Below are 3,863 nucleotides of genomic sequence, written 5' to 3' on the forward strand. Positions count from 1 at the left end.
CCTTCGAGCCAGCCGCGGCGCGACAGGTGCCGGCACACGCGATGCGCGATGGTGTTGGCGAGCTGCGTCAGTTGCGCAGAGGTGGGGGCACGGGCGCGGCGCAGGCGCGGCTTGCGCCGCGGGGGCTCGACGTTCGCGTCGTACACGCCGTCGAGCCACAGCATGTGGAAGTGAACATTCAGGTTCAGCGCGCTGCCGAAGCGCTGGATCAGGGTCACCGCACCGCATTGCGCCGTATCCCGCGGCACGCCGGCCTGATCGGCAAGCCAACCGGCGATCAGCTGGCATTGACCCTGCTGACCGGTAATGCCGGCAGCCTGTCTACGGCCTTTGCCACCGTGGTCCAGCGCGGCTATTCCCGGCAGGCGGAAACGCTCGCCGACGGACATGCCATCGCCGCAGTGAAGAAACTTTATGGTCACGCCGGCGGCGGCGCTTCGGTATTCGAGACTTTTGCGGCTTATCACACCGAACACGGCGGTGAAGCACCGTCCCTGCTCTCGACGCATCCGCTGGACGCCGAGCGCATCGAGCGGCTGCGGCAGGCCGCCGCGGATTGGGACCCTGTCCGTCAACCCCTGCGGCCACTGGCCCTGCCCATGCCGCCCCCTCAGTAAGGCTCAACCGGCCGCCGCCTGTCGCGTACGTGCCGGCGCGTGCCCGGTCCAGCGCTTGTAGGCACGCGCAAAGGCGCTCTGCGCGGAATACCCCAGCAGAAAAGCGATGTCCGTGAGACTCAGCGAGGCATCTTCCAGATAGCGTTCAGCCATTTCCTTGCGCACGCCATCGACCAGCTGGGTAAAACTTTCACCATGCTCCTGGAGCTTGCGCTGGAAGGTCCGTGGCGAGACGTGCAGCGCCGAGGCGACATGACTCAGCTCCAGTTCGCCATCTCCCAGCCGCTGCGCGATCAGGCGGCGGGCGCGGACCAGCGGATCGTCCGTGCGCGTGAGCGTCAGCAATTGCTGCTGGGCCAGGCGATCCATCAACTGGCGCATGGCGGGGTCCGGCTGGATCAGGCCCAGTCCCTGCCACGACTTCGGCACGATCATGCGGTAACTGTCCTGCCGGAAGCGTATCGGGCAGGCGAACACACGGCGCTGCTCGTCCAGGCGCTGCGGCGCCTCGTATGTGAAATCGACGCCCAGCGGAGAGATCGCCTGTCCGGTGATCCAGCGCACAAAAGTCAGCATGCCGGCGAGATTGAACTCCGCAAGCTGGCGGTAGCGGAGATCGGTCGAACGGTTCCAGCTCAACACGATCGCTTCGGCGTCGATCCGCACGTCCACCGGCGCAACGGTGATCACCAGCCCCTGATAGCGCTGCTGGGCGAGCATGGCCTCGCCCAGGGTCGTACAGGCCATGGCGACATAGCCGAGAACGCCGTAATGCCCTGGCCGGATGTGCTCGGCAACATGCACGCCGAGATCAGGATCCTGGGCCAGCACGGCGGCGCGATTGAACAATTCAGCCGCCTCCAGCTCGCTGACGCGCGCATCGCGGTCGTTGAGATCCACGTTCAGGCTCCGCTGCAGTTCGGTCGCATCGATCTGCCGCAGGCGCAAATAGTCGAACAAGGCCAGCAGATAGCTGACCGCGGTGCTGGGCGCGAGGGCCGCAGGGTCGTCGACTCCGGTCTTGGCGCGTGCTGTCATACAGATTGTCGTGCGGGGTCAAGCGGCAAGTGATACACAATGGAGAGAATGCTAACAGTCAATACATCGTGCGAATCGAGGAGCTTATGGAAACGCTGGACTGGTGGGCCAAAAACATCTTCTACATCGCCATGCCCTATTTTCTGGTCCTGATGGCCTGGGAGTGGTTCGCCCTGCGCCGCGCCAAGAGCAAGGGCAAAAGGGGCTACGAGATCAAGGACAGCAGCGTCAGCATCTCGCTGGGCCTGATCAAGCTCGGCATGCGGGCCCTGTGCGCAGGCTATACCGGCTGGCTGTTTGCTTTCGTCTATGAACATCGCCTGTTCACGCTCTCGCCCCTCGTCTGGTGGACCTGGGTGCTGCTGTTCTTCGCCGACGACTTTACCTATTACTGGTATCACCGCAGCGCGCACCGTTGCCGCCTGTTCTGGATGGAGCACGTCAATCATCATTCCAGCGAGCACTACAACCTCAGTACTGCGCTGCGCCAGTCGACCCTGGGCCCGGCGTATGCCTTCGTGTTCTACCTGCCGCTGGCCTTCGTCGGCTTTCACCCGCTGGCGATTGCGGTGCAATTCGGCATCAGCCAGATCTACCAGTACTGGATCCACACCGAGGCCATCGACCGCCTGGGCTTCCTCGAAAAGTTCATGAACACGCCCTCGCATCACCGCGCCCACCACGGCAGCAACGGCATCTACATCGACAAGAACTACGCTGGCATCCTCATTATCTGGGACAAGCTGTTCGGCACCTTCCAGGAAGAGCGCCGCGACGTCCCGGTGAAATACGGCCTGGTGCACGACCTCAAGACCTTCAGCCTGCCCACCGTGATTTTCCACGAGACCGCCTTCATGCTGCGCCAGGTCTGGAACGCCAAGGGCTGGCGCAACAAGCTGGGCTGGATTTTCGGCCCGCCGGAGTGGTCGCCGGACGGTCCGCAATATCCGCCGGATCACCCCTACTGGCAGACGCAAGCGGCCACCAAGGCAAGCTGAAATCGCCGGCATGCGGGCTCACACGATTGCAGGATTCGCCCGCACATTGCCGTCTGCTTCAATAAACCAGATTCCTCATACGGAAACGCCATGCGCTTCGACAATCAGGTGGTGATGATTACCGGCGCGGCCGGCTCTCTCGGCAAGGCGGTTGCCGCAGGCTTTGCTGCTGGTGGCGCCAGGCTGGCGCTGGCCGACGTCAGCGAGGCCGTGCTGCAACAAGCGTATCCCGGCACCGCCGACACACGCCTGCTGCTGCCGGCCAACCTGCTCGACTCTGCCTCGGCGCAGAATGCGGTTAACGCCGCGATGCAGAAGTTCGGCCGTCTCGACGCCCTCTGCAACATCGCCGGCGGTTTCGCCATGGGCACCCCGGTGCATGCCACTGCGGCAGCCGACTGGCAAAAGATGCAGGACATCAACGTCGGCACCCTGCTCAATGCCGTGCGCGCCGCGGTACCGGCGATGCTGGCGGGCGGCGGCGGGAAGATTGTCAACGTCGGCGCTGGCGCCGGCCAGAAAGGCGTGGCGCAGATGGGGGCCTACAGCGCCTCGAAGAGCGCGGTGATCCGCATCACCGAAGCCATGGCCGGCGAACTGCGCGAGCAGAACATCAACGTCAACTGCGTGCTGCCCAGCATCATCGACACGCCACCGAATCGCGCCGCGATGCCAGACGCCGATCCGAAGAAATGGGTCGCGCCGGGCGATCTGGCGGCAGTCATCACCTTCCTCTGCTCCGAGCAGGCGCGCGCGGTGCACGGCGTCGCGCTGCCGGTCGTGGGATTGAGCTGATGAGCGGCAAGACGCGCGAACAGCAGCTCGACGAACTGCTCGACAAGCAGGCGATTTACGAGCTGATCATGGCCTACTGCAACGCTGCCGACCGCCACGATCACGTCAAGATGCGTACGCTCTATCACGAGGATGCGATTGACGATCACGGCCACTTCGCCAAGGGCCTGGCGATGGAATTCATCGACAAGCTGCCGGAAATCCAGAAGGCCATGGAAATCCTGCATCACAACGTGACGACCGTGAACCTCAAGCTAGCCGGCGACCGCGCCGAGGGCGAGGTCGGGTATAGGAAGTTCAACCGCCCTTTTTTGCGAGTCTGGCAGGTAGGAAGCGGCCGCGCAAGCGCCGCTTTGGGCACAGATCGGGCACAGATCGGGGGTTCATGCGTGGGTTTTCGACATCGCGGGGCCAC

General features: G+C 63.9%; 5 protein-coding genes and 1 pseudogene. 4 read left to right on the forward strand and 2 right to left on the reverse strand.

The window, feature by feature from the left end; translation table 11 throughout:
• A pseudogene (locus tag JAO85_RS25345) lies at positions 1-284 on the reverse strand (transposase); the annotation flags it as partial.
• Positions 285-338: 54 nt separating this feature from the next.
• Here JAO85_RS25345 and JAO85_RS25350 point away from each other — a divergent pair.
• Positions 339-617, forward strand: coding sequence for a M48 family metalloprotease (locus JAO85_RS25350; protein WP_008645843.1), 279 nt, complete (start codon positions 339-341; stop codon positions 615-617).
• A gap of 3 nt (positions 618-620) precedes the next feature.
• On the opposite strand, the gene JAO85_RS25355 is transcribed toward JAO85_RS25350, so the two are convergent.
• On the reverse strand, positions 621-1,655 hold the full coding sequence (locus tag JAO85_RS25355) for an AraC family transcriptional regulator (protein ID WP_008645845.1): 1,035 nt from the start codon (positions 1,653-1,655) through the stop codon (positions 621-623).
• 86 nt (positions 1,656-1,741) lie between these two features.
• Between JAO85_RS25355 and JAO85_RS25360 the strand changes: the two genes are divergently transcribed.
• From JAO85_RS25360 to JAO85_RS25370, 3 genes are all read left to right on the forward strand, one after another.
• Positions 1,742-2,653, forward strand: a complete 912-nt coding sequence (locus JAO85_RS25360; protein WP_068595583.1) for a sterol desaturase family protein — start codon at positions 1,742-1,744, stop codon at positions 2,651-2,653.
• Between the two features lie 90 nt (positions 2,654-2,743).
• A complete protein-coding gene (locus JAO85_RS25365) occupies positions 2,744-3,448 on the forward strand; it encodes an SDR family NAD(P)-dependent oxidoreductase (protein ID WP_008645848.1) in 705 nt (234 codons plus the stop codon).
• Positions 3,448-3,863: nuclear transport factor 2 family protein (locus JAO85_RS25370; protein WP_202789290.1), on the forward strand; the 416-nt coding region annotated here is incomplete at its 3' end. The genes JAO85_RS25365 and JAO85_RS25370, both read left to right, overlap by 1 nt.

This window comes from Comamonas sp. NyZ500 (genome assembly GCF_016772095.1).
Classification (GTDB): Bacteria; Pseudomonadota; Gammaproteobacteria; order Burkholderiales; family Burkholderiaceae_C; genus Comamonas; species Comamonas thiooxydans.